Source organism: Streptomyces sp. NBC_01214, from assembly GCF_026340975.1.
Lineage (GTDB): Bacteria > Actinomycetota > Actinomycetes > Streptomycetales > Streptomycetaceae > Streptomyces.
This window is the reverse complement of the sequence record NZ_JAPEOS010000001.1, coordinates 2,413,891-2,435,765: the sequence shown is the minus strand read 5'-3', so window position 1 is coordinate 2,435,765 and position 21,875 is coordinate 2,413,891. Positions and strand designations below refer to the sequence as shown.

Below are 21,875 nucleotides of genomic sequence, written 5' to 3'. Positions count from 1 at the left end.
GAGGCGTGCCCCTCCTCGACCCCCTCCCCAGCCCCGGCCCCGTCCTCGGCTCCCCGCTCCCCGCTCCCCCGGACCGGCCTGCAGGGCGGCCAGGAGATCGGGGCCCGCGTTGGGGGTGCGCTCCAGCAGCACGCGGACGAGCGGCGTGGCCGCGAGCGGCACCCGGTGGACGGTCGTCCGGCCCCCGATGCGGCAGGACAAGCCGCACACCGGCACCTACCGCCGCGCGTTCGGCGCCAACGTGCGCGGCGGCCGGGTCATCCCGCGCGCGGACGTCGCGGACGCCCTCCTGGCCGTCCTGACGGACCCGGCCTGAACCGGCCGCGCGGTGGGCGTCGCCTCCTGAGCGGAGCCTGAACGGAGCCAACGCACGGGAGGGCCCGGCCAGGGGCCGGACCCTCCCGTGGGGCGTGGACGCGGCTCGGCGGCTACGCCTTGCGCGCCCGGGCCGTCGTCTTCTTGGCCGGAGCCGCCTTCTTCGCGGCGACGGCCTTGGTGGCCACCGCCTTCTTCGCCGGGGCCTTCTTCGCCGGGGCCTTCTTCGCCGGGGCCTTCTTGGCCACCGGCCGCGCCACGGGCGCCCCGTCCGACACCCGGTCCGCGCCCAGGATGTCCCGCAGGAACTTGCCCGTGTGACTGGCGCCCACCGAGGCCACCGCCTCCGGCGTGCCTTCGGCCACCACCAGACCGCCGCCGTAGCCGCCCTCCGGGCCCATGTCGATGACCCAGTCCGCGGTCTTGATGACGTCCAGGTTGTGCTCGATGACGATCACCGAGTTCCCCTTGTCGACCAGCCCCGACAGCACCTTGATCAGCTTCGAGATGTCCTCGAAGTGCAGACCCGTGGTCGGCTCGTCCAGCACGTAGACCGTCCGGCCCGTCGACCGCTTCTGGAGCTCGGAGGCCAGCTTCACGCGCTGCGCCTCACCGCCCGACAGGGTCGGCGCGGACTGGCCGAGGCGGACGTAGCCCAACCCGACCTCGTTGAGCGTCTTGAGGTGACGCGCGATCGTCGGCACCGCCTCGAAAAAGCCCAGCGCCTCCTCGATCGGCATGTTCAGGACTTCCGCGATGGACTTGCCCTTGTAGTGGACCTCCAGCGTCTCCCGGTTGTACCGGTCGCCGTGGCAGACCTCGCACGGGACGTAGACGTCCGGCAGGAAGTTCATCTCGATCTTGATCGTGCCGTCGCCGGAGCAGTTCTCGCACCGGCCGCCCTTCACGTTGAAGGAGAAGCGGCCCGGCAGGTAGCCGCGCACCTTCGCCTCCATCGTCTCCGCGAACAGCTTGCGGACGTGGTCGAAGACACCGGTGTAGGTGGCCGGGTTGGACCGCGGGGTGCGGCCGATCGGCGACTGGTCGACGTGCACGACCTTGTCGACGAGGTCGTCGCCGTCGACCCGCGTGTGCCGTCCCGGCACCGAGCGGGCACCGTTCAGCTCACGCGCCAGGTGGGTGTAGAGGATGTCGTTGACCAGCGTCGACTTGCCCGAACCCGAGACACCGGTCACGGCCGTCAGCACACCCAGCGGGAAGGACACGTCGATGTCCCGCAGGTTGTTCTCCTTGGCGCCGTGGACGGTCAGCTTGCGCTCCCCGTTGACGGGCCGGCGCACGTCCGGGATCTCGATGGCCCTCTTGCCCGACAGGTACTGCCCGGTCATCGACTCGGTGTTCTTCAGCAGGTCCTTCAGCGACCCGCTGTGCACCACCTTGCCGCCGTGCTCGCCCGCGCCCGGACCGATGTCCACGACCCAGTCGGCCACCTTGATGGTGTCCTCGTCGTGCTCGACCACGATGAGCGTGTTGCCCATGTCCCGCAGCCGCACCAGGGTCTCGATCAGCCGGTGGTTGTCCCGCTGGTGCAGACCGATGGACGGCTCGTCCAGCACGTAGAGCACGCCGACCAGACCGGAGCCGATCTGGGTGGCGAGCCGGATGCGCTGCGCCTCGCCGCCCGACAGCGTGCCGGCGGCCCGGTTGAGCGAGAGGTAGTCGAGACCGACGTCCACGAGGAAGCGGAGCCGCTCGTTGACCTCCTTGAGGACCCGCTCGGCGATCTTCTTGTCGCGGGCGTCGAGGCGCATCCGCCCCAGGAAGTCCGCGCACTCGCTGATCGACATGGCGGCGACCTCGGCGATGGACTTCTCCATCACCGTCACGGCGAGCACGATCGGCTTCAGGCGGGTGCCCTCACAGGTCGGGCAGGGCACCTCGCGCATGTAGCCCTCGAAGCGCTCGCGGCTGGCGTCGCTCTCCGACTCCGCGTGCCGCCGCTTGACGAACGGCACGGCGCCCTCGAAGGCCGTCGTGTACGCCCGCTCCCGCCCGTACCGGTTGCGGTAGCGGACCTCGATCTGCGTCTTGTGCCCGTACAGCAGGGCCTTCTTCGCGCGGGCCGGCAGCCCGGCCCACGCGATGTCGGTGCGGAAGCCCAGTTCCCCGGCGAGCGCGCCGATCAGCCGCTGGAAGTAGTCCTTGGTGTGGCCGAGCGACCACGGCGAGACCGCGCCCTCGTCCAGGGACTTGTCCTCGTCCGGAACGATGAGCTCCGGGTCCACCTCCATGCGCGTACCGATACCCGTGCACTCGGGACAGGCGCCGAAGGGCGAGTTGAAGGAGAAGGAGCGCGGCTCCAGCTCCTCGAAGGACAGGTCGTCGTAGGGGCAGTAGAGGTGCTCGGAGTACATCCGCTCACGCTCGGGGTCGTCCTCGGCAAGGTCGACGAAGTCCAGGATCACCATGCCGCCGGAGAGGCCGAGGGCCGTCTCCACGGAGTCGGTGAGCCGGCGCTTGGCGCTCTCCTTGACGGTGAGGCGGTCGATGACCACCTCGATGGTGTGTTTCTCCTGCTTCTTCAGCGTGGGCGGCTCGGAGAGCTGGATGGTCTCCCCGTCCACCCGCGCCCGGCTGTAGCCCTTGGTCTGGAGGTCGGAGAAGAGGTCGACGAACTCGCCCTTGCGCTCGCGCACCAGCGGCGAGAGCACCTGGAAACGGCTGCCCTCGGGGAGCGCGAGCACCTTGTCGACGATCGCCTGCGGCGACTGGCGCGAGATGGGACGGCGGCACTCGGGGCAGTGCGGCTTGCCGATGCGGGCGAAGAGGAGGCGGAGGTAGTCGTAGACCTCGGTGATGGTGCCCACGGTCGAGCGCGGGTTGCGCGAGGTCGACTTCTGGTCGATCGAGACGGCCGGGGAGAGGCCCTCGATGAAGTCGACGTCGGGCTTGTCCATCTGCCCGAGGAACTGGCGGGCGTACGACGAGAGCGACTCGACGTAGCGGCGCTGGCCCTCGGCGAAGATCGTGTCGAAGGCCAGGGACGACTTGCCCGACCCGGAGAGTCCGGTGAAGACGATGAGTGAGTCGCGGGGCAGGTCGAGCGAGACGTTCTTCAGGTTGTGCTCGCGAGCGCCACGAACGATGAGACGGTCGGTCACGCCGGTCCGCACCTTTCTTGAGAGAGCGGGGGCACGGGCCCCCGTCCCAGGGTATGGGGGGCGCCTCTGCGATGGACTTGGTCCTTGGACTTCCGAGCGTATAGCACGCACATTCGATTTACGGCACTCCGCAGACCGCTTCACCCAATCGTGTGGCGGTGCCCGGCGAGCCACTAGGCTCGCCGTCATGACTGATCATGTGCGCGACCTGCGATCTGTACGTGAAGCCACGGACCGGCTGCTGACCGCCGTCGCGAAACTGGACAACGCAGCCCTCGCCGAGGAGTCACACCTCCCGGGCTGGACCCGCGGCCACGTCCTGGCCCACCTCGCTCGCAACGCGGACGCGCTCGTCAACGTCTTCGAGGGACGCCCGATGTACGAGAGCGCCACCGCCCGCGACGCCGACATCGAGCGCGACGCCGGCCGCACCCTGGAAGAACACCTGACGGACCTCCGTGATTCCGCGGCCCGCTTCACGGCCACCACGGAGCCCGACCAGGACTGGTCGCGCACGGTCGAGCTGCGCAACGGCGTCACGGACCTCGCCGCCAACGTGCCCTTCCGGCGCTGGGTCGAGGTCGATCTACACCACGTCGACCTGAACATCGGCTACGAGCTCCACCACCTCCCGGAGGAGTTCACCGACCGCGAGATCGCCTTCCTCGCCGACCGCTGGTCCGGGCGTCCGGACGTCCCGCCGGTGACCCTGAACGCCTCCTACGGCGGCCAGGTCTGGCACACCGGCGGCACCGAGGGCACCCCCGTGGTCCTCGAGGGCCCCAAGAACGAACTGCTCGGCTGGCTGGCCGGGCGCGGTCTCCAGGGCGCCCACCTCGCCGTCATGGCCGGCGACGGCCTGCCCGAGCTCCCCCCGCTCTAGGATCAACACATGACGTACACCGGAGAGGTCAAGGTCGGCGGTCCGGCCGACGTGCACGAACTTGCGGACCTGATGATTTCCAAGGTCGCGGTGGGCCCCATGAACAACAACGCGTACCTGCTGCGCTGCCGCGCCACCGACGAGCAGCTGCTCATCGACGCGGCCGCCGAGGCGGGCACCCTGCTCAGCCTGATCGGCGACGACGGCATCGCGTCCGTGGTCACCACCCACCAGCACGGCGACCACTGGGGCGCCCTCGCGGAGGTCGTCGAGGCGACCGGCGCGCGCACCTACGCGGGCGCCCTCGACGCCGAGGGCATCCCGGTGGCGACGGACGTGCCGGTCGCCGACGGGGACACGATCACGGTCGGACGGGTCACGCTGACCGCCCGCCACCTGGTCGGACACACCCCCGGCTCGATCGCGCTGGTCTACGACGACCCGCACGGCCACCCGCACGTGTTCACCGGCGACTGCCTCTTCCCGGGCGGCGTCGGGAACACCCACGACGACCCGAAGGCCTTCGCCAGCCTGATCGACGACGTGCAGCACAAGATCTTCGAGCAGCTGCCGGACGAGACCTGGGTCTACCCGGGGCACGGCAACGACACCACCCTCGGCGCCGAGCGTCCGCACCTGGCCGAATGGCGCGAGCGCGGCTGGTAGGCACCGCAACGCGTCAACTTCCGGGCGCGACGCACTCCTTCCGGTCGCTTGCGGCCGAACCCACGCCCTGAGCGGCGGGGAACGGGTATCTGGTGCGGCATGCCACACGACCCGTCCCCGCCCCTGGCCTCCGCCGCCCCCGAGGCCTCCCCCGCCCCTTCGTCCGCACCTCCCTCCGCCGCACCGCCCGGCGACACCCCGCCCGCCGAGACCCCGCCCGCCGGGGCCGACGGCTCCGCCGGGCCCGGCATGCTGCGGCTGGCCACGGCCTCGCTCGCCGGAACGGCGATCGAGTTCTACGACTTCTTCGTGTACGGGACGGCCGCCGCCCTCGTGCTCGGCCCGCTCTTCTTCCCCTCCTTCTCCCCGCTCGCCGGAACCCTCGCCGCCTTCGGCACCTTCGGCGTCGGCTTCCTGGCCCGCCCGCTCGGCTCGGTGGTCTTCGGCCACATCGGCGACCGCTACGGCAGGCGCCCGGTGCTGCTCGCCTCCCTCCTGCTCACCGGCCTCGCCACGGTGGCCGTCGGCTGCGTGCCCTCGTACGGCTCGATCGGCATGGCCGCGCCCGTGCTCCTGCTCCTGCTGCGCTTCCTCCAGGGCCTCGGGCTGGGCGGGGAGTGGGGCGGCGCCGTCCTGCTGACCGCCGAGCACGCCCCCGAGCGGCGGCGCGGGCTGTGGTCGAGCTTCCCGCAGATGGGCCCGCCGGTGGGCTTCCTGCTCGCCAACGGCCTGATGCTGGGGCTGTCCGCATCGCTGACCGACGCCCAGTTCACCGCCTGGGGGTGGCGGGTGCCGTTCTGGGCGGCCGGGGTACTGGCGCTGGCCGGGCTGTGGCTGCGCCGCTCGGTGGAGGAGACCCCGCAGTTCCGGGCGCTCGCCGCGACGGACCGGCGCGCCGAGGCCCCGCTGGCCGAGGTCTTCCGGGGCCACTGGCGGCTGCTCCTGCTGACCGGCGGGGCGCTCGCGATCGGGTACGCCGTCTTCTACGCGGTCACCACCTGGTCCCTCTCCTACGCCACCGACCACCTCGCGGTGGGCCGCACGGCGATGCTGGCCTGCATCATGATCGCGGTCGCGGTCATGGGCCTGGTGACCCCGCTGGTCGCGGTGCTCGGCGACCGTTACGGGCGGCGGCCGCTGTGCCTGATCGGGTGCACGATCTGCGTGGTGTGGATGTTCCCGCTGGTGGCTCTGTTGCGCACGGCCGATCCGCTGCTGATGACGGTGGGCTTCGTCGGAGCGCTGGTGGGCATGGTGACGATGTTCTCGGTGGTGGCCGCGTACCTGCCCGAGCTGTACGCGCCGCGGATCCGCTGCACGGGCGCGGCCGTCGGCTACAACCTGGGCGGGGTGCTGGGCGGGGCGCTGACCCCGATCGTGGCGACGGCGCTGGCGGACGGTTCCGGTCCGCCGTGGGGCGTCGCGCTGTACCTGACCGGGATCGCCCTGGTCAGCCTGGTCTGTTTCGCGGTGCTGCCGGAGACCGGTCCGGCGGTCGTGTCGAAGCGGGCGGCCGCGGGCCGGTCGACGGAAACGGGGGCGGCCGAAACGGCCGCCCCCGCGTAGGTCCTTCGATCCGGTTACGCGTCGACGTTCTCCGGGCGGGCGGCGGCCTCGGCCGCCGCCTGCTTCTTGGAGGCGATCAGGCTGGTGATCGTGGTGATGACCAGGACACCGCAGATGACGCCGAGGGAGACCGGGATCGAGATCACCGGAACGTGGACGCCGTTCTCGTGCAGGGCGTGCAGCACCAGCTTGATGCCGATGAAGCCCAGGATGATGGAGAGGCCGTAGCTGAGGTGGACCAGCTTCTTCAGCAGGCCGCCGATGAGGAAGTACAGCTGGCGCAGGCCCATGAGGGCGAAGGCGTTGGCCGTGAAGACGATGTACGGGTCCTGGGTGAGGCCGAAGATCGCGGGGATGGAGTCCAGGGCGAACAGCACGTCGGTGGTGCCGATGGCGAGCATGACGACCATCAGGGGGGTCAGCACGCGCTTGCCGTTGTTGACGATGAAGAGCTTGGTGCCGTGGTACTGGTCGGCGACGCCGAACTTCTTCTCGACGGACTTGAGGAGACGGTTCTCCTCGAACTCCTCGTCGTCCTCGTCCTTGCGGGCCTCCTGGATCAGCTTCCACGCGGTGTAGATCAGGAACGCACCGAAGATGTAGAAGACCCAGGAGAAGCTGGCGATGATCGCGGCGCCGGCGGCGATGAAGACCGCGCGCAGGACCAGGGCGATCAGTACGCCGATGAGCAGCACGCGCTGCTGGAGGTGGGACGGCACCGCGAACTTCGCCATGATCAGGACGAAGACGAAGAGGTTGTCGACGCTCAGCGACTTCTCGGTGATGAAGCCCGCGAAGAACTCCTGGGACGCCTGGGGGGTGCCGAAGAACCACAGGCCGAGGCCGAAGAGTGCGGCGAGGACGATCCAGACGACCGTCCAGGTGCCGGCCTCCTTGATCGACACGTCGTGCGGCTTGCGGCCGATGAAGAAATCGGCACCGATGAGGAGGGACAGACCGAGAATGGTCGCGACCCAAAGGGCCCAGGAAACTTCCATGGTGAACACGCCTCCGGCGGATGGCTCAGCACTTCGTCAGCGTCATCGCTGCCGGAGGTCTCTTCCACCCGGACGGCCTGGAGGCCGTGGGCCGACGCCCCGGGACAGACTGCGCTCGTGTGACCGCAGTGGTCCGTATTGACGGGTACGTCGTAGCAGGAAAGCAGGAATACTCCCCTCCGCACGTACGAGCTTACCCGCCGAGGGCGGTAAAGGTAAAGGGAACACCAAAGGATGGTCACGGGCGGGTAGTGCGCCGGGCCTCCGCCACCCGGTCCAGTGCCTGGTCGAGGACCCTGCTGCCCTGCGGGGGCAGGTCCGGTTCGAAGGTCCAGGCGTGATGGACCCAGGGGTCGGCGAGGTGGTTGTCGGGCACCGGCGAGAGCCGCATCAGGGAGCGCCACAGCGGATCGAGCAGCGGCCCGTAGGCCGAGGCCTCGTCGCGGTCCGCGACCATCAGCAGGTGCACGCCGACCGCCGCGCCCTCGTCGGCGAGGTAGCGCAGCTGGGTGACGGCGCGGTCGTCGAAGCCGTGCGGGAAGTCGTGCACGATCAGCAGCTGGTCGGCCGTGTCCACGTCCGGCGGCAGGTCCTCGGGGGCGCCGGCCCGCAGCGCCATCTGTACGAGGTCCACCCGCCGGGTCAGCCGTGCCAGGGTCTGGGTGACCCCGATGGCCCCGGAGGCGGGCGGGCCGGCCAGCACCCCGGCGCGTACGAGGGGGGACAGGGAGGCGGATCCGGCCCCGGCCGCGTCGATGACGTGCACGGAGAACCGGTCGGCGGGGTGGACGGCGAGCAACCGGACCGCCAGGGCGACGGCCATGTCCATGGCGGCCCGGCGCAGCCGGTCGGTGTCCATGGTCATCGCGGCCTCGGAGCCGGTGCGGCCGTTGTCGATCCAGAGCCCGCGCTCCAGCGGGACCCGGGTCAGCATGGGGACGCGCAGATCGGGCCGCTCGGGCAGGTGCAGGTCCCCCAGGCGCAGGGCCAGCGGGCTCTCCTCGGGCGTGCGGTGACCGTGCCAGACGGGGTTGTCCCAGCGGGCGTACGCCGCCGGCAGCGCGGGCTCGACCACTTCCGACTCGGCGATCAGCTGGGCCAGGTCCCGGTCGAGGACGGCCTGGGCCTGGGCGACGAGCTCGTCGCGGCGGGCCCGCGCGGTGTCGCGGGCGGCGTTCCCGGAGCCGCCGAGGCGGTGGCGCGGGTCGGACAGGGCCTCGTCGAGCTCGCGGTCCATGCGGGAGTCGGCGAACTCGACGGCGCTGCGGTAGGCGGCGACCGTGCGGGCCAGGTCCTCGAAGATCCCCCAGACCTGGTTGTAGAGCCGCTCCTCCATGGACCAGCCGCTGGCGTCGCCTGCGACGGGCCGCGGGTGCTGTCCGGGTTCCTGCGGTGCGGCGGCCCGCGGCGCGGGCTCGGGCGGCTCGGTGCTGGTGCGGCGGCGCCGTGGGTGGGCGTAGTTGATGGTGGGCGGGGACGCCGCGGTGTCGCCACCGGACGCGGGTCCGGGCGTACCGGCGTACGGGTGTCCGGGGGCGGGGACCGGGTCCGGCGGTTCGGGGGCGGGCGCGGGGGCCTGCGCCGGGGTCTGCGGGGCGCGCAGGTCGCCGACGAGGGTGGGCATGGTCGCGAGGGTGGCGTCGGCCCCCGCGGTGCGCGGGGTCGTGCCGAGCGCGGCGGCGGCCAGCTCCGCGGCGGCCGCGGCGGGCAGCCCGCCGTCGGCGAGCAGGGCGCCGAGGCCCTCGGCGTAGCCCTGGCCCACGGCGCGGACCTTCCAGGCGCCCTGGCGCCGGTACAGCTCCAGGGCGACGACGGCCGTCTCGGCGTCGAGCCCCGTCAGGGTGTAACCGGCGAGCTCGGCCCCGTCCGGGTCGGCCACGGCCACGTAGGAGGCCGGTACCGCGCCGAAGCGGACCGGGCCGCCGGGCGGGAGGACGAGCAGTACGCCGAGCCGGTGGACGTCCGCCGCGACCTCGTCGAGGTCGACGGCGAAGGCGTGCCGCTCGGCGAGCTCGCCCGGAGACTCGACGCCGGGAAGGGACCTGGCGCCCGGGTGGGCGAGTATCCCGTTGCCGGCGAACCGGCCCTGTTCGTCGGCGAGCGAGGCCAGGGCGAGCACGGGCGTACCCGCCGAAACCCTGATCTCCACCCGGCTCTGGGACACGGGGTGGTTCTGCCCCCGGACCAGTTCGGCCGTCATCGTGCAGCCCCTCCCCCGTGCCTTCTTCTCTTGTCCGGTACTGCTACAGGTGCGGCAGGATCGCCGGCATGAGGTCCTGGAAGGTGCGGCCGTTGGCCGGGTTCCCGAGGGCCGTCATCTGCCAGCCGGCGCCCGCCCGGGACACCTTGGCCATGATCTGCGCGGTGTACTGACCGCCGCCGTCGAGGGTGTAGCGGGCCAGCTCCTGGCCGTTGGTCTCGTCGACGATGCGGCAGAACGCGTTCTGCACTTCCTGGAACGTCTGGCCGGTGAAGGAGTTCACCGTGAAGACGATCTGGTCGATGTGCACCGGCACGCGCTGGAGGTCGACGAGGATCGCCTCGTCGTCCCCGCCCTGGCCGACGCCGCCGACGAGGTTGTCACCGGTGTGGCGCACCGAACCGTCGTCGCTCTGCAGGTGCCGGAAGAAGACCACGTCGACGGGCTGCTTGTCGGCGAAGAGCACCGCCGAGGCGTCGAGGTCGATCTCCCGCGTCCGCGAGCCGAACAGTCCGCGGCGCTTCGCCGCCTGCCAGCCGAGGCCCATCCGGACCGCGGTCAGCGTGCCTCCGTCCGCCTTCTGCAGACTGATGGCCTGACCCTTGGTCATGTTGACCGTCACGTACTGTCCCCTCTCCCTGGCCCGCCCGATGACGGGCGTGCAGCATGTACCTGCGGCTGTGACCCAACCCTACTGACCGGCCCCCGGTCAGGCGAGGCCCGCTTCCTTCATCTGCCGCAACTCCTTCTTCAGCTCGCCCACCTCGTCCCGGATCCGGGCCGCGACCTCGAACTGGAGCTCGGCGGCCGCCCCGCGCATGCGTTCGGTCATCTGCTCGATGAGTGCGGCCAGTTCGGCTGCGGGCCGGTCGGTGAGCACCTCGGCACCCGCCGCCGCCTTCGCGCCCTTCGCACCCTTTCCGCCCGTCTTGCCCGTGGCCGCCCGGCCGCCGAGCGCCGGCACCGGGGCCTTGGCGCCCTTGCCGTCCTTCGCCTGCCGGTATCCGGTGCCGAGGAGCTCCTCGGTGTCCAGTTCCTCGCGGGCGATGGTGGCGACGATGTCGTTGATCTTCTTGCGCAGCGGCTGCGGATCGATCCCGTTCGCCGTGTTGTACGCGATCTGCTTCTCGCGGCGCCGGTTGGTCTCCTCGATGGCCTTCTCCATCGCCGGCGTCATCTTGTCCGCGTACATGTGGACCTGGCCGGACACGTTGCGCGCGGCGCGGCCGATGGTCTGGATCAGGGAGGTCCCGGAGCGCAGGAAGCCCTCCTTGTCGGCGTCGAGGATCGCCACCAGGGACACCTCGGGCAGGTCGAGGCCCTCGCGGAGCAGGTTGATGCCGACCAGGACGTCGTACTCGCCGGCCCGCAGCTCGCGCAGCAGCTCGATGCGGCGCAGGGTGTCCACGTCGCTGTGCAGGTACCGCACCTGGATGCCGAGCTCCAGGAAGTAGTCCGTGAGGTCCTCGGCCATCTTCTTGGTGAGGGTGGTGACCAGGATCCGCTCGTCCTTCTCGACCCGCTGCCGGATCTCGTGGACCAGGTCGTCGATCTGCCCCTCGGTGGGCTTGACCACGACCTCGGGGTCGATGAGGCCGGTGGGGCGGATGATCTGTTCGACGAAGCCGTCGCCCCGCGAGAGCTCGTACTTTCCGGGGGTGGCCGACAGGTAGACGGTCTGGCCGATGCGCTCCTGGAACTCCTCCCACTTCAGCGGCCGGTTGTCCAGGGCGGACGGCAGCCGGAACCCGTGGTCGACCAGGGTGCGCTTGCGGGAGGCGTCGCCCTCGTACATGGCGCCGATCTGCGGCACGGTGACGTGCGACTCGTCGATGACCAGGAGGAAGTCCTCCGGGAAGTAGTCGATGAGGGTGTTGGGCGCGGAGCCGCGCTCGCGGTCGTCCATGTGCAGCGAGTAGTTCTCGATGCCGGAGCAGGACCCGATCTGGCGCATCATCTCCAGGTCGTACGTGGTGCGCATGCGCAGGCGCTGCGCCTCCAGCATCTTGCCCTGCTTCTCCAGCTCGGCGAGGCGCTCGGCCAGCTCCGCCTCGATGCCGCGGACCGCCTTCTCCATGCGCTCGGGACCGGCGACGTAGTGGCTGGCGGGGAAGACGTACAGCTCGCGGTCCTCGCTGATGACCTCTCCGGTCAGCGGGTGCAGGGTGGAGAGGGCCTCGATCTCGTCGCCGAACATTTCGATGCGGACGGCCAGTTCCTCGTAGACCGGGAAGATCTCGATCGTGTCCCCGCGCACCCGGAAGGTGCCGCGGGTGAAGGCGACGTCGTTGCGCGTGTACTGGATGTCCACGAAGCGGCGCAGCAGCTGGTCCCGGTCGATCTCCTCGCCCACCTTGAGGGAGACCATCCGGTCGACGTACTCCTGCGGGGTACCGAGGCCGTAGATGCAGGACACGGAGGCGACGACGATCACGTCGCGCCGGGTCAGCAGCGAGTTGGTCGCGGAGTGGCGCAGCCGCTCCACCTCCTCGTTGATCGAGGAGTCCTTCTCGATGTACGTGTCCGACTGCGGTACGTAAGCCTCGGGCTGGTAGTAGTCGTAGTACGAGACGAAGTACTCGACGGCGTTGTTCGGCAGGAGCTCGCGGAACTCGTTCGCCAGCTGGGCGGCGAGCGTCTTGTTCGGCGCCATGACCAAGGTGGGGCGCTGGAGCTTCTCGATCATCCAGGCAGTCGTCGCCGACTTGCCCGTGCCGGTCGCACCCAGCAGGACGACATCCTTCTCACCTGCACGGATGCGCTTCTCCAGCTCGGCGATGGCCGCCGGCTGGTCGCCGCTGGGCTGGTAGGGGCTGACGACCTCGAAAGGCGCCACCGTGCGTTCGATCTTCGATACGGGCCGCATGGGTCAACCGTACGACCCCCCACTGACACTCACGCATCCCCGCGGGTCGGCGGCGCGCTCCGGCCGGCTCCGGCCGCCGGGGCGTTTGTCATTCGTTCTGGTCCGTTTGTCGTAGTTCGGTGGCGGCTCAGTGATCTTCAACCCCATGATCGCGGTGAAGTGCATCGCCACAACGTCTGCCGCTCCGCACCCGTCTGACGCAGGAACAGGGCTCACGACCCGAGGAGAACGCACATGTACGTCCGACCCGCCGCCGCGGCCGCCGCCGCATTCCTGGGCTTCACCCTCACCCTGTTGGGCGGGACGGCCTCGTACGCCGCCACCGGTCCCGGATCCACCACCGGCACCGACACCGGAATCGGCACCGGCGCCGGCCGGGCCGCTCTGGGGGGCCCGGTCGTGTACGCCCACCGGGGGGCCTCCGCATACGCCCCGGAGAACACCCTCGACGCGATCGACCTGGCGATGCAGATGGGCTTCGCCTGGGTCGAGAACGACGTGCAGCGCACCAAGGACGGCGTGCTGGTGGTGATCCACGACGACACCCTGGCCCGGACCACCGACGTCGAGGAGCGGTTCCCGGGCCGGGCGCCCTGGAAGGTCAAGGACTTCACCTGGGCCGAGATCTCCGTGCTGGACGCGGGCAGCTGGTTCGGCGGCGAGTACGCGGGCGCCTCCGTGCCGAGCCTGCGGCAGTACCTCGACCGGGTACAGCGCAACCGGCAGCGGCTGCTGCTGGAGATCAAGAAGCCGGAGCTGTACCCGGGGATCGAGGAGCAGACCCTGCAGGTGCTGGACGAGGCCGGCTGGCTCGACGCGCGCCACGTCGCGCAGCGCCTGGTGGTGCAGAGCTTCAGCGCGGACTCCGTGCGCATCGTGCACGGGCTGCGCCCGGACCTGGTGACGGCCTTCCTGGGCACCCCCACCGTGGCGGACCTGCCGCGCTACGCGGAGTTCACCGACCGCATCAACCCCTGGCACACGACGATCTCGGCCGACTGGGTCTCGGCCGTGCACGGCCTGCGCGGCGCCCACGGCAAGGCCATGGAGGTGGACACCTGGATCGTGGACGACGCGGCCACCGCCCGGAAGGTGCAGGCCATGGGGGTGGACGGGATCATCACCAACGCCCCGGACGTGGTCCAGGACGCGGTCGACGGGTTCTGACCCCAGGCCCCAGGCCCCGGTCCGGACGGGCGGACGGGCGGACGGGCGGACGGGCGGACGGGCGGACGGGCGGACGGGCGGACGGGCGGACGGGCGGACGAACAAGCGGGCGGGCGGGCGATGCGGCCAACATCCACAACCGTGACCGCCGTGTCGGTGGGTGGTCGTACCGTGGACGCGTGGACAGCACCGAGCGGCCCCGCGGGCCGCACCTCGAATGGACCGTCGTCGCCAGCGACATCGGGCCCCTGCTCCTGGCCGCGACCCCGGAAGGTCTGGTCCGGGTCGAGTTCCATGCCGAGCCGGACCGGGTCGACGGGATGATCCGCCCGCTCGTCTCCCGGCTCGGCGCCGACGCCCGACGTCCCGCGCCGGGCGAGGAAGCGCTGCTGGCCGAGCCGATACGCCAGCTCACCGCGTACTTCGGGGGATCGCTGCGCCGCTTCGAGCTGCCGCTGGACTGGCGTCTGAGCTCCGGCTTCAACCGGCAGGTGCTCCAGGAGCTGGACCGCTCCGTGCCCTACGGATCGGTCGTCGGGTACGGGGAGCTGGCCGCCCGCGTCGGACAGCCCGGCGCCGCCCAGGCCGTGGGCAACGCCATGGGCTCGAACCCGCTGCCCCTGGTGGTGGCCTGCCACCGGGTCGTGGAGAACGACGGGGGCATCGGTGGATTCGGCGGTGGGGTGGAGACCAAGCGGCAGCTGCTCGCGCTGGAGGGCGTGCTCCCCCAGCCGCTGTTCTGAAACAGGGCCCTGACCTGCGGACCTGTCCCCCAGATCGGACTGCGGACCGGACCGCGGACCGGCCGGGCTCCCGCACGGTTCCGCCGGGCGGTAAGGACTGGCACACTGCGGCGGTGACTACTCCTGCCGCCGCACCCGGCCTCCCCGCGTCCCCCGCGCCCCGTGTCACGCACCCGCGCAGCCGGTGTACGCCGTGACCGCCTCGCCCGGCACCGACCGGCCCGTGCGGCCCCTCGGCCCGCCCGAGCTGGCCCGGCTCCAGCGCCGCACCTCCCGGGTCCTCATGGCCGGCCAGGTCCTCGGCGGCCTCGGCGTGCCGATCAGCATCGCCCTGGCCCCCGTACTCGCCACCGAGGTCAGCGGTACCGAGGCCCTCTCCGGCGTCGCCTCCACGGCCGCGGTGATCGGCACCGCCCTCGTCTCGCTGCCGCTCGCCGCGCTGATGAACGCGCGCGGCCGTCGCCCCGGGCTGGTCCTGGCCTACGGGATCGGCGCCGCCGGAGCGGGCCTGGTCGTCCTCGCCGCCACCATCGGGAGCTTCCCGCTGCTGTTGCTCGGCATGGCCGCCTTCGGCGCCGCCTCCTCCGCCAACCTGCAGGCCCGGTTCGCCGCCGCGGACCTCGCGGCCCCGGACCACCGCGCCCGGGCCATCTCGGTCGTCGTCTGGGCCTCGACCGTCGGCGCGGTGCTCGGGCCCAACCTGTCCGCACCGGCCAGTCACAGCTTCGCCGGTACCGCGATACCCGAGACGGCCGGCCCGTTCGTATGGGCCGCCGTCGTCTTCCTGCTCACGGGCACGCTGATCGGCGTGCTCCTGCGCCCCGACCCGCTGCTGACGGCCCGGTCGCTCGCCCCGCCCGAGGAGCAGACCCGCGAAGGGCGCTCGCTGCGGGCCGGCTTCGCCGCCGTGAAGGCCTCGCCACGGGCCCGGCTCGCCCTGCTCACCGTCGCCGTGTCGCACACCACCATGGTCTCGATCATGGTGATGACCCCGATGGACCTGGGTCACCACGGGGCCGGCCTGGAACTCATCGGGCTGGTGATCAGCGGTCACATCGCGGGCATGTTCGCCTTCTCCCCCGTGATGGGCTGGCTCGCGGACCGGCTCGGGCGGCTCTCTGTGATCGGACTGGCCGCGGGGCTCCTGTCCGTCGCCGCACTGCTCGCCGGAACGGCCGGGCCCAGCCACGGCCGGAGCGCGCTCGGCCTCTTCCTGCTCGGCCTCGGCTGGTCCGCCGGGATGGTGTCCGGCTCGGCCCTGCTGACGGACTCGGTGCCGCAGCCCGCGCGGGCCGCCGTGCAGGGGCTGAGCGACCTCACGATGAACGCGGCCGCCGGCGTGGGCGGAGCAGCCGCCGGGCTCATCATGTCCGGGGCGGGCTACGGCTGGCTGAACGCCGTCGGCGCCGCGCTGCTGTTGCCGATGGCGGCGCTCGCGCTGTTCACCGCGCGCCGCCACCCCGTGCCCGGGGCCGCCCCCGCGCCCGCGCCGGCGTCCGCGACCGCGCCCGCGTCTGAGAAGGACGTCAGTAGCTGATGTGGTAGGCCTTGCGCAGCGTCTCGTGCACGGTCCAGGTGGTCCGGTCGCCCTCCCGGAGCACGCAGGCGGAGCCGGGGCCGACCTCCAGGGTCTCGCCGCCCTCGACCTCGACGGTGGCGCGGCCGCTGACCACCACGAAGAGCTCGTTCGCCTCGACGTCGGTGACGACACCGGGGGTGATCTGCCAGATCCCGCGCACCTGCTTGCCGTCCGCCGACTCCCACAGGACCTTGCCCGTCACGACGGGCTCGCCGGAGACGATCTGCCCGGGGTCGAGGTCGTCCGCCTCCAGTTCGACGTCCGCGACGGAGACGGAGAAGGAGGCGGGGGCGGTGGAGTGATCACTGGTGCTCATGCCGCGCCAGCCTAGTGCGGCCCGCCGCGCGAAGCGGTGACCACAGCGTCCAGGAACGGCCCGCCGGACGAGTCACCTTGTCCAGCGCCCGCCCCCGTCACGGCCCTGCCGGGCGCCTGGCGGCGAGTACCGGCTGGTGGAAGCCAGTGTTCCCCGGTGCGTGCCAGAGCGGGTCGGCAAACCCGGCCCGTCGGACGTACCCGGCCGTCTCCCCCTCCGGCAGCGCCCAGTACGTGGCGCTCGACGTCCGCGTGGTCCAGGTGCCGCCGGTCGGCAGCAGTTGGAAGAGCTCCACGTCGTACCGCTCCCCGTCGGCGTGCCAGTGCCACAGTTGGAAGGTGATGGTCCGCCCGTCGGGGCCGGTGCGGACGCGTGGGGCCTCGCTCTGCGGGCGGGCCCCGAGCAGTTCGCCGTACGGGCGGGTGGAGAGCAGCAGCAGTCCGCCGGGCCGCAGCACCCGCCGGGTTTCGGCCAGCGCGGCGCGCACGTCCTCGGCGGTGAGCAGGTGCGGCAGCGCGTTGTCGGCGCAGACCACGGCGTCGAAGGAGGCGTCCGCGAAGGGGAGGGCCCGCATGTCGGCGACGGCGACGGGGAGGGTGAGCGAGCGCTGTGCGGCCTCGCGGGCGGCGCGGGCGACGGAGGCGGGGCTGAGGTCGGTCCCGGTGACCCGGTGGCCCAGTGCCGCGAGGCCCAGCGACTGGGTTCCGATGCCGCAGGCGTTGTCGAGCACGGTGTGCGGTCCGGGGCCCAGCTCGGCGGTGAGGAGGGCGTCGAGGGCCCGGCCCTGGCGGGCGGTGCTCGCCTCCCAGTCGGCGTAGATGAGGTCGTAGCGGTCGGCCAGCTCGTCGTAGAAGCCGCGCGTGTCCATGGGGGAACGCTACTCGGACAGGTTGGGACGGGTGTGGCGGGAGAGCGTTTGGGGGCGCCGATCCCGTGCCATGGATGGGGACATGTCACAGCACAGAGCATCTGAGATCCCGGTCCTGTCGGCAGAGGTGCGCGAGGCGCTCGCCCTGGGGAAGCCCGTGGTGGCCCTGGAGTCGACGATCATCGCGCACGGTCTGCCCCGTCCCCGCAACCTGGCGGTGGGCCTCGAACTGGAGGCCCTGGTGCGCGCGGAGGACGCGGTTCCGGCGACGATCGCGGTCCTGGACGGGGTGGCGTACGCGGGCCTGGACAAGGCGCAGTTGGAGCGGATCGCGGGCGGCGAGGGCGTGCGCAAGCTCGGCCATCGGGATCTGGCTCCCGCGCTGGCGACGGGGGCGACCGGTGCCACGACGGTGTCCGCGACGGCCTTCCTCGCCGCCCGGGCGGGCCTGCGGGTCTTCGCCACCGGCGGGCTGGGCGGCGTGCACCGGGAGTGGGCGCAGACGCAGGACGAGTCGGCGGACCTGTCGCTGCTGGCGCGTACGCGGATCACCGTGGTGTGCGCGGGCGTGAAGTCGATCCTGGACGTGCCGGGCACGTTGCAGCGGCTGGAGACGCTGGGGGTGGGGGTGCTCGGCTACGGGACGGACCGCTTCCCCGGGTTCTATCTGGCCGACTCGGGCGAGCCGGTGGACTGGACGGTGCACGGGCCCGAGGAGGTCGCCGCGGTGATGGCCGCCCAGGACGCGCTGGGCGGTGCGGACGCGGCGCTGCTGGTGGCCAATCCGGTGGCGCGGGAGGAGCAGCTGGATCCCGAGCTGCACGACCGGGTACTGGCGCAGGCGCTCGCCGAGTGCCACGAGCGCGGGATCACCGGGCAGGCGGTGACGCCGTTCCTGTTGGGGTTCTTGGCACGGGCGACGGGCGGGGCCTCCCTGGAGGCGAACCTGGCGGCGGTGCGCGGCAACGTGCGGCTCGGCGCCCGGATCGCGGGGGCCTGGGCGGCACGGGCGTGACCGGGCCGGGGGCGCTGCTCGTCGTCGGGGACGTGGTGACGGACGTGGTGGCCATACATCCGGAGCCGCTTGCTCCGGCCACGGACACGGCTGCCCGCATCCGGACCCTGCCGGGCGGGGCCGGGGCCAACGCGGCCTGCTGGGCGGCCCGTACGGGGACCGCCGAGGTACGGCTCCTGGCGCGGGTGGGCGCCGAGTCGGCGCGCTGGCACGAGCGGGCACTGGTGGACGCGGGGGTGCGGCCGCGGCTGGTGGTCGACGCGCAGGAGCCGACCGGGACGGTGGTCGCGCTGGTCGGCAAGGACGCGGAGCGGACGTTCCTGACCGACAGCGGGGCCTCGCTGCGGCTGTGCCCGGCCGACTGGAACCCCTCCCTGCTGGACGGGGCGGCCCATCTCCACCTGTCCGGTTACCTGTTCTTCGCCGACAGCAGCCGGGAGCTGGCCGCGGTCGCGCTGCGGGCGGCCCGGACCCGGGGGGTGCAGGTGAGCGTGGACCCCGCCTCGGCCGGATTCCTGGCGGGCCTGGGGCCGCAGCGCTTCCTGGACGCCGTGGCGGGGGTGGACGTACTCCTGCCGAACGAGGACGAGGCCCGGCTGCTGGCCGGGCTGCCGGAGCCGACGGGGGTGGCCCGGGCGGCGGCGGAGCTCAGCCGGCGGGTGCCGCTGGTGGTGGTGACCCGCGGCGCGGCCGGGGCGCTGATCGCCGAACGCGGCCGGGTCACCGCCGAGGTCGAGGCGGAGCCGGCCCTGGCGGTGGACTCCACGGGCGCCGGGGACGCCTTCACCGGGGGCTTCCTCGCGGCCCGGCTGGAGGGCGCGGACCCGGCCGAGGCGGCCCGCGCCGGGTGCCGGGCCGCGGCGATGGCGGTGACCCGGCCGGGCGGTCGGCCGTAGGACACCCCCTGGGGGAGGTCCGTCGGTCGGGCCGGCCCTGCCCGGCCCGTCAGCGGCTGCGGATGCCGGTCCAGGCGGGGTGGCGGGGGTCGTCGGCCCGGACCACCGCGTCGGCGGTCGACCCCGGGTCGGTGTCGGCCTCGTAGCGCGCGAAGGCGGGCAGCGTCCAGCGGGCGGACTCCTCGGTGCGGCGGGCGAGCGCGCCGGCGGAGAGCCGGATGTGGACGCTCAGGTCGAAGGGGAACCAGTGGCCCAGCAGCAGCGGGCCGTGCACGAGCAGCACGCCGCCGGGCGGGAGTGCGACGTACGGGCTGCGGGTCGCCCGGTCGGTCACCGGGTCCCAGAGGTCCGGCAGCACCCGCCCGCTGCCGCCGGGGTCGGTCGGGCCGAAGACCTCCCGCCAGAGCGCGGCCGTGTCGTACCAGCCGCCGAGGTAGGAGTCCACGTCCTGGCGGCCGAACTCGAAGCGGAGGGAGGCGGGCCGTAGGAAACCGTCGGCCGGCACCACCAGGGACGGGCGGCCGCGCAGTCGCAGCGCTTCGGCGAGCCGACCGGCGAGCAGGCCGGTCTCGGCGGCGGGGGCGCCGTCGATGCCCACCCGCTGCCAACTGCCCGGCCCGGGGGCTCGGCCGGGGTCGTCGAGGTGACCGGCGAGCCGCTCGGCCATCCGCTGCCATGTGATCGCTTCCCACTGCACGGGCCCATTGTCAGTGGTGGGGCTTAGCGTTTTTCACGAGGGATCACCGGCCGAAAGGGAGCCGGCGGCGCTGCCTTTGGGGAGAGGTTTGTCATGGCTCGGGAGACGACGTATCTGGAGCTGTCGCAGGACGACGGCGCGGCACACAAGTTCTACGAGGTGACCGTCGACGGCGCGTCCGTGTCCGTGCGGTACGGGCGCATCGGCGCGGACGGCCAGCTGCAGACCTCCGCGTTCCCGAGCGCCGAGAAGGCCCGCGCGGCCGCCGCGAAGAAGATCGGGGAGAAGGTGCGCAAGGGGTACGCCCCGGCCGTGCAGGGGCAGCGCGCCGCCCGGTCGGTGACCCGCCGTCAGGTGACCTCCGCACCCTCGACGGCGCGCGCGGTGGCTCCGGTGCTGTGGCGCTTCCGGACCGGTTCGTCGGCCTTCGGCATCCATGTGGACGAGGACCGCTGCTGGGTCGGCAACCAGGCGGGCGATGTGTACACGCTGAGCCACGGCGGCGAGGTGCTCGCCCGGTATTCGCTGCCGGACGGGGTGAAGTGCCTGGTGGCGGACGAGTTCTGGATCTACGCGGGCTGTGACGACGGCACGGTGTACGACCTGTCGTCGAAGGTGCCCTTCGGGGCCTACGCGATCGCGGCGGACGTGGACATCTACTGGCTCGACATCCACGAGGGCGTGCTGAACGTCTCCGACGCGAACGGCGGCCTGACCGTCATCGACCACGAGGACGAGCACCAGTGGTCGCGGAAGTCCGGCGGGACGGGCGCCTGGATGGTCCGGGCGGACGAGCGGGCGGTCTTCCACGGGCACAGCGGTGGCGTGACGGCCTACGCGGCCGACGGCAGCGGGCAGTTGTGGCACACCAAGACCCCCGGCGGGGTGCTGTTCGGTTGGCAGGAGGACCAGGCGGTGTACGCGGGCACGGTCCGCAACACCGTGCAGCGGCTCTCGAAGGCGACGGGGGCGGTGGAGGCCTCCTACGCGTGCGATGCCGCGGTGTACTCGTGCGCGACCTCGCCCGACGGGCGGCACGTCTTCGCCGGCGACTCATCGTCCTCGGTCTACTGCTTCGACGCCGACGGCCGACGGCTGTGGAAGCTGGGGACGGGCGGCGGGTCGGCACTGTCCATGCAGTACTTGGACGAGCGGCTGTACCTCGTCACCACGGACGGGTCGCTGGTCTGCGTGGACGCGACCGAGCAGGCGATCGCGGCGGCCCAGCAGGGCTCGGTGCCCGCGCCGATGGACGTGAAGTCGGCGGCGGCGCTGCCGGTGTTCACCCCGGCCGCTTCGGCCTCGGCGGTGGCGACGGTTTCGATGGCCACGGTGGCCGCTTCACCGGCCGGCGGCGTGGTGGTGGAGTGCGTCCAGCAGGGCGGCCGGATGCGGGTCCAGGTGGTGTCGGAGGGCTTCGAGCCCTCGTGGAACGTCCAGTTCCCGCGCGGGATACGGGAGCCCGGCGCCCGGTACGTGGTCGAGGGGCTGCACGCCGCCTCAGGGGGCTTCTATCGGGTCCGCGGAGAGATACGTCGGCTTGTGTGAGCGACAGGCCGCCTGCGTGGCACCGGCCGGTGCCGGGGTGGGTATCGAGAAGGGCGTCCCCACCGGGAGCGCGGGGGTCACATGGAGCACCACCGGCTCGGTGCCGAGGTTGTGGCCCAGGTGGATGTGGCCTATGCCCGCGGGCTCCACGAAGGTGGTCCCGGTCGTGTGCACCACGACGGTGCGGTCGTGCAGGACCCGGGTCAGGGTCCCGGATATGACCACCGCCTCCAGTCTGACCCGGTGGAAGTGCCAGCCGGTGCAGCCGCCCGGCGGTATGACTATCTCCCGGCCAGTCGCGGCCGTGGCGACGCTCGCTCCGCCCGAACGTGCCGTCATCGTCAGCTGCCCGCCCATGTGCTCCTCCTCGACGGACCTCCTACGGTCCACCGCCCCACGGTAAGAGGGCCGAGGGGCATCCAGGAACACT

General features: G+C 72.2%; 19 protein-coding genes. 10 read left to right on the top strand and 9 right to left on the bottom strand.

The window, feature by feature from the left end; genetic code table 11:
* The first annotated feature begins 115 nt into the window (after positions 1–115).
* Entirely contained in the window at positions 116–316 is a 201-nt protein-coding gene (locus OG594_RS11675) for an NAD(P)H-binding protein (protein ID WP_266602824.1), read from the top strand.
* A 112-nt stretch (positions 317–428) separates the two neighbouring features.
* Here the strand turns inward: OG594_RS11675 and uvrA are convergent, their stop codons facing one another.
* Positions 429–3,437 (bottom strand): excinuclease ABC subunit UvrA, encoded by a 3,009-nt coding sequence (uvrA, locus tag OG594_RS11670; protein ID WP_266597898.1) that lies wholly within the window; start codon positions 3,435–3,437, stop codon positions 429–431.
* Positions 3,438–3,624: 187 nt separating this feature from the next.
* Here uvrA and OG594_RS11665 point away from each other — a divergent pair, with 187 nt between their 5' ends.
* The 3 genes from OG594_RS11665 (at position 3,625) to OG594_RS11655 (ending at position 6,552) form a co-directional block, all read left to right on the top strand.
* A complete protein-coding gene (locus OG594_RS11665; protein WP_266597896.1) occupies positions 3,625–4,320 on the top strand; it encodes a maleylpyruvate isomerase family mycothiol-dependent enzyme in 696 nt (231 codons plus the stop codon).
* Positions 4,321–4,329: 9 nt separating this feature from the next.
* Positions 4,330–4,986: an MBL fold metallo-hydrolase gene (locus OG594_RS11660; protein WP_266597894.1), complete on the top strand. Its 657-nt coding sequence runs from the start codon at positions 4,330–4,332 to the stop codon at positions 4,984–4,986.
* Between the two features lie 249 nt (positions 4,987–5,235).
* A complete protein-coding gene (locus tag OG594_RS11655) occupies positions 5,236–6,552 on the top strand; it encodes an MFS transporter (RefSeq protein ID WP_266602822.1) in 1,317 nt (438 codons plus the stop codon).
* 14 nt (positions 6,553–6,566) lie between these two features.
* On the opposite strand, the gene OG594_RS11650 is transcribed toward OG594_RS11655, so the two are convergent.
* The 4 genes from OG594_RS11650 to uvrB all read right to left on the bottom strand — a co-directional run bounded on the left by OG594_RS11650 (position 6,567) and on the right by uvrB (position 12,616).
* Entirely contained in the window at positions 6,567–7,550 is a 984-nt protein-coding gene (locus OG594_RS11650; RefSeq protein WP_266597892.1) for a TerC family protein, read from the bottom strand.
* A gap of 238 nt (positions 7,551–7,788) precedes the next feature.
* On the bottom strand, positions 7,789–9,750 hold the full coding sequence (locus OG594_RS11645; RefSeq protein ID WP_266597890.1) for a TerD family protein: 1,962 nt from the start codon (positions 9,748–9,750) through the stop codon (positions 7,789–7,791).
* A gap of 43 nt (positions 9,751–9,793) precedes the next feature.
* Entirely contained in the window at positions 9,794–10,372 is a 579-nt protein-coding gene (locus tag OG594_RS11640; RefSeq protein WP_030762430.1) for a TerD family protein, read from the bottom strand.
* Between the two features lie 87 nt (positions 10,373–10,459).
* Entirely contained in the window at positions 10,460–12,616 is a 2,157-nt protein-coding gene (gene uvrB / locus OG594_RS11635; RefSeq protein ID WP_266597887.1) for an excinuclease ABC subunit UvrB, read from the bottom strand.
* A gap of 234 nt (positions 12,617–12,850) precedes the next feature.
* Here uvrB and OG594_RS11630 point away from each other — a divergent pair, with 234 nt between their 5' ends.
* From OG594_RS11630 to OG594_RS11620, 3 genes are all read left to right on the top strand, one after another.
* Positions 12,851–13,783 carry a glycerophosphodiester phosphodiesterase family protein gene (locus tag OG594_RS11630; protein ID WP_266597885.1) on the top strand — a complete coding sequence of 311 codons (933 nt, stop codon included), beginning with the start codon at positions 12,851–12,853 and terminating at the stop codon, positions 13,781–13,783.
* A 179-nt stretch (positions 13,784–13,962) separates the two neighbouring features.
* Positions 13,963–14,526 carry a methylated-DNA--[protein]-cysteine S-methyltransferase gene (locus OG594_RS11625; RefSeq protein ID WP_266597883.1) on the top strand — a complete coding sequence of 188 codons (564 nt, stop codon included), beginning with the start codon at positions 13,963–13,965 and terminating at the stop codon, positions 14,524–14,526.
* 193 nt (positions 14,527–14,719) lie between these two features.
* A complete protein-coding gene (locus tag OG594_RS11620; protein WP_266597881.1) occupies positions 14,720–16,063 on the top strand; it encodes an MFS transporter in 1,344 nt (447 codons plus the stop codon).
* On the opposite strand, the gene OG594_RS11615 is transcribed toward OG594_RS11620, so the two are convergent.
* Positions 16,053–16,421 carry a cupin domain-containing protein gene (locus tag OG594_RS11615; protein WP_266597879.1) on the bottom strand — a complete coding sequence of 123 codons (369 nt, stop codon included), beginning with the start codon at positions 16,419–16,421 and terminating at the stop codon, positions 16,053–16,055. The genes OG594_RS11620 and OG594_RS11615 overlap by 11 nt on opposite strands.
* A 97-nt stretch (positions 16,422–16,518) precedes the next feature.
* Positions 16,519–17,289, bottom strand: a complete 771-nt coding sequence (locus OG594_RS11610; RefSeq protein WP_266597877.1) for a class I SAM-dependent methyltransferase — start codon at positions 17,287–17,289, stop codon at positions 16,519–16,521.
* 82 nt (positions 17,290–17,371) lie between these two features.
* Between OG594_RS11610 and OG594_RS11605 the strand changes: the two genes are divergently transcribed.
* Together OG594_RS11605 and OG594_RS11600 are read left to right on the top strand one after the other, a co-directional pair.
* The gene (locus OG594_RS11605) at positions 17,372–18,304 is read left to right on the top strand and encodes a pseudouridine-5'-phosphate glycosidase (RefSeq protein WP_266597871.1); all 933 of its coding nucleotides are present in this window, start codon (positions 17,372–17,374) and stop codon (positions 18,302–18,304) included.
* Positions 18,301–19,200, top strand: coding sequence for a carbohydrate kinase family protein (locus OG594_RS11600; RefSeq protein ID WP_266597869.1), 900 nt, complete (start codon positions 18,301–18,303; stop codon positions 19,198–19,200). Before OG594_RS11605 ends, OG594_RS11600 begins: the two co-directional genes overlap by 4 nt.
* A 49-nt stretch (positions 19,201–19,249) precedes the next feature.
* On the opposite strand, the gene OG594_RS11595 is transcribed toward OG594_RS11600, so the two are convergent.
* Positions 19,250–19,897, bottom strand: coding sequence for a uridine kinase (locus OG594_RS11595; protein ID WP_266597867.1), 648 nt, complete (start codon positions 19,895–19,897; stop codon positions 19,250–19,252).
* Positions 19,898–19,990: 93 nt separating this feature from the next.
* Between OG594_RS11595 and OG594_RS11590 the strand changes: the two genes are divergently transcribed.
* Positions 19,991–21,445 (top strand): WGR domain-containing protein, encoded by a 1,455-nt coding sequence (locus OG594_RS11590; RefSeq protein WP_266597865.1) that lies wholly within the window; start codon positions 19,991–19,993, stop codon positions 21,443–21,445.
* Here the strand turns inward: OG594_RS11590 and OG594_RS11585 are convergent.
* On the bottom strand, positions 21,398–21,835 hold the full coding sequence (locus OG594_RS11585) for a cupin domain-containing protein (protein ID WP_266597863.1): 438 nt from the start codon (positions 21,833–21,835) through the stop codon (positions 21,398–21,400). The genes OG594_RS11590 and OG594_RS11585 overlap by 48 nt on opposite strands.
* Positions 21,836–21,875 lie beyond the last annotated feature (40 nt).